At 75.3% G+C, this 3,137-nt stretch carries 4 protein-coding genes and 1 pseudogene; 2 read left to right on the top strand and 3 right to left on the bottom strand.

What is annotated here, in order from left to right; all coding sequences use genetic code 11:
* The 3 genes from GTR02_RS20935 to GTR02_RS20925 all read right to left on the bottom strand — a co-directional run.
* On the bottom strand, window positions 1–868 hold an 868-nt coding region (locus tag GTR02_RS20935), incomplete at its 3' end, for an SURF1 family cytochrome oxidase biogenesis protein (RefSeq protein WP_166609405.1).
* Window positions 865–1,068, bottom strand: coding sequence for a hypothetical protein (locus GTR02_RS20930; protein ID WP_166609404.1), 204 nt, complete (start codon window positions 1,066–1,068; stop codon window positions 865–867). The genes GTR02_RS20930 and GTR02_RS20935, both read right to left, overlap by 4 nt.
* A 140-nt stretch (window positions 1,069–1,208) precedes the next feature.
* Window positions 1,209–1,646 carry a DUF3099 domain-containing protein gene (locus GTR02_RS20925; RefSeq protein WP_205709750.1) on the bottom strand — a complete coding sequence of 146 codons (438 nt, stop codon included), beginning with the start codon at window positions 1,644–1,646 and terminating at the stop codon, window positions 1,209–1,211.
* A 101-nt stretch (window positions 1,647–1,747) separates the two neighbouring features.
* On the opposite strand from GTR02_RS20925, the pseudogene GTR02_RS20920 reads away from it, so the two are divergent.
* Window positions 1,748–2,248 (top strand): annotated as a pseudogene (locus GTR02_RS20920) (SDR family oxidoreductase); the annotation flags it as partial.
* A 117-nt stretch (window positions 2,249–2,365) separates the two neighbouring features.
* A complete protein-coding gene (gene fabI, locus GTR02_RS20915; RefSeq protein WP_166609403.1) occupies window positions 2,366–3,133 on the top strand; it encodes an enoyl-ACP reductase FabI in 768 nt (255 codons plus the stop codon).
* Window positions 3,134–3,137 lie beyond the last annotated feature (4 nt).

Raw genomic sequence — 3,137 nt, 5'->3', positions numbered from 1 at the left:
ACTCGGGACCGTCGGCGTCCCCGTCCGCCGGGTCCGGCCCCGGCCCCGCGCCGACGGCCCCCGGCGCGCGCCGCGCCTCCAGCTCGCGCCGGCCCGCCACCACCCAGACGACCAGGGCCGTCACCGCGAAGCCGAACCACTGCACGGTGTACGCCAGGTGCGGGCCCTCGTCGACGTCGGGGCGCAGGGCCGGCAGGGGCGCGTCGGCCGCAGCGGGCGTCTCGGCGGCCAGGACGCCGTACCCGCCGCGCAGCGCGCGGTCGCCCTCCGCGGCGGCCGCGGCCGTGACGGCGCCCCGGGCGATGGAGGCGACCTGCCCCGCCGGGACCGTCGCCGAGCGGGCCGGCTCGAAGGGGCGCAGGCGCACGACGACCGTCACCTCACCCCCCGGCGGCGCGGGCACCTCGTCGGGTGCGGCGCTCGCGGACCCGGCCGGGAGCCAGCCGCGGTCGACGAGCAGCGAGCTGCCGTCGGCCAGGCGCAGGGGCACGAGCACCTCGTAGCCGGTCTGCTCGTCGCGGGGGCGGTTGCGCACCAGCACCGTCGCGGCCGCGTCGTAGCTGCCCGTCGCGCGCACCGGTGTCCAGGCGTCGGCGAGCCGCAGGGCGCGTCCGTCGGCGGGCAGCACGGCGTCGACCGCGACGGGCGCGGCGTCGTAGTTGCCGATCAGCGGGGCGTTGCGCGCCAGCCGCTCCTGGCGCCGGTGCCACTGCCACTGGCCGAGCAGGCAGCAGACCACGGCCACCGCGACGGCCAGGGCGAGCCCCCGCAGCCACCGGGGTTCGCGCAGCAGTCCGAGCACGCTGCGCCGCCGGACGGCGGTGGGGGCGGGGCCGGGCGGACCCTCGCGCGGAGGGGCCGCCGTCACCGCGTCGAGAGCTCGTCCGCGTCGACGACCTCGCGCAGGAAGCCCCGCGCGCCCAGGAACTGGGTGAGGTGGTCACGGTGCTCGGGGCACGCCAGCCACGTCTTGCGCCGCTCGGGCGTGTGGAGGCTGGGGTTGTTCCACAGCAGACCGAAGTCGGCGTGGGAGGTGCAGCCGCGTGCGCTGCAGACGAGGTCGCTCATCGGTTCGTGCCCCGGTTCCCCGCGGGTGCTTCGTCGCCGGAGCACCGCAGGGACGGCTGGAGTGTCCACGCCCAGGAGTGTGGCACCGACCCGGGCGGGCAGCCACGTCGACCCGGGCGCGTCGCGCAGGGAAACGCCGGTCACCGCCGCGGTGAACCCGAGGGGTGCGGTTCCTGTGAACCCGTGCCGGGACGGTCGGCGGGGGGCTCCGGGCGCGGTCCGGGCGTGTAGACCTCGGTGATGCGGGCCTCGAGGGCGGGCAGCTCGCGCACGGGCGCGTCGGGCACCGACAGGGCTTCGGGCGGCGGGCCCTTGCTCTCGCGGCCGGCGTTCGCCAGCACCACGGCGACGTAGGGCAGGAACACCGCCCCCGCGACGAAGAACCAGCGGACCCAGTGGTCGATCAGGACGAAGAGCAGGAAGCAGACCGTGCGGATCACCATCTGGATGACGTACTTGCGGTACCTGATGCCGATGTCGGCGGTCTGCGACGTCGGCGCCGTGGTGATGCGGAACGTCTCGTCGGACCGGTGGTCGTCCTGGGGTCGCCGCCCGGAGGCGGAGGGGTGCGATGGCACTCAGCCACGGTAAGCCCGCGCTGTGGGCTCGCCATCCGGGATGCGTTAGCTTTCCTCCCCGTGCCGGTTGACGAGAGTGCGCCCGAGACCACCTCCGCGAAGGCCGCGTCGAGGTCCTCGTCGCCAACGCGGGCACCACGCGCGACCAGCTGCTCATGCGGATGTCCGACGAGGACTTCGACGCCGTCGTCGACACCAACCTGGCCGGCGCCTGGCGCTGCGCGCGCCGCGCGGTGCGGGGCATGGTGCGCGCCAAGCGCGGCCGCGTGATCTTCGTCGGCAGCGTCGTCGGCCTGCTCGGCTCGGCGGGTCAGACGAACTACGCGGCCAGCAAGGCCGGTCTCGTGGGCCTCGCCCGGTCCCTGGGCCGCGAGCTCGGCGGCCGCGGCATCACCGCCAACGTCGTCGCGCCCGGCTTCATCGAGACCGACATGACCCGCGACCTCGACCCGGCGCTGCAGGAGAAGTACCAGCAGGGCATCCCGGCCGGCCGCTTCGGCCGGGCCGACGAGGTCGCCCACGCCGTGCTCTTCCTGGCCGACGCCGGCTACGTCAACGGTGCGGTGCTGCCCGTCGACGGCGGGCTCGGCATGGGGCACTGACCCCGGCGGTCCCGGCGCGGGCCCCCGCCCGCGGGCGGCGCGCGGGCGCGCCGCACGAGAGCATGCACGCGACAGACACCCCGGCGGAGGTTCCGCCGGATCGAGGAGAGGAACCCGATGGGCCTGCTGGACGGCAAGCGACTGCTCGTGACCGGAGTGCTGACCGACCGATCCATCGCCTTCGGCGTCGCGCGGGTGGCGCAGGAGGAGGGGGCCGAGGTCGTCCTGACGTCCTTCGGGCGCCAGATGAAGATCACCCAGACGATCGCGAAGCGGCTGCCGCAGCCGGCGCCCGTGGTCGAGCTGGACGTGACCAGCGCCGAGGACCTCGCCGCCCTGCCCGAGCGCGTGCGTGAGCACGTCGACGGCGTCGACGGCGTCCTGCACTCCATCGGGTTCGCGCCCAAGGACGCCATGGGCGGCAACTTCCTGCACACCGAGTGGGACAGCGTCGCGATGGCCGTGCAGGTGTCGGCGTTCTCGCTGAAGTCCCTCGCGGTGGCGGCCCTGCCGCTGATGTCCAGGGGCGGCGCGGTCGTCGGGCTCACCTTCGACGCCACGGTCGCGTGGCCCGTCTACGACTGGATGGGCGTGGCGAAGGCCGCCTTCGAGTCCACCGCGCGCTACCTGGCCCGCGACCTCGGCCCGCAGGGCGTGCGCGTCAACGTCGTCTCCGCGGGCCCGCTGCGCACGACGGCCGCGACCTCGATCCCCGGCTTCGAGACGCTGGACGCCACGTGGGGCGAGCGCGCCCCGCTGGGCTGGGACAACACGAACACCGAACCCGCGGCGCGCGCCTGCCTCGCCCTGATGTCGGACTGGTTCCCCGCCACGACCGGCGAGATGGTCCACGTGGACGGCGGGTTCCACGCGATGGGCTCCTGATGAC

This window comes from Kineococcus siccus (assembly GCF_009906795.1).
In the GTDB taxonomy this organism is placed as follows: domain Bacteria; phylum Actinomycetota; class Actinomycetes; order Actinomycetales; family Kineococcaceae; genus Kineococcus; species Kineococcus siccus.
Note: the sequence above shows the minus strand (reverse complement) of the source record. Positions and strands in the feature narration are given on the sequence as shown.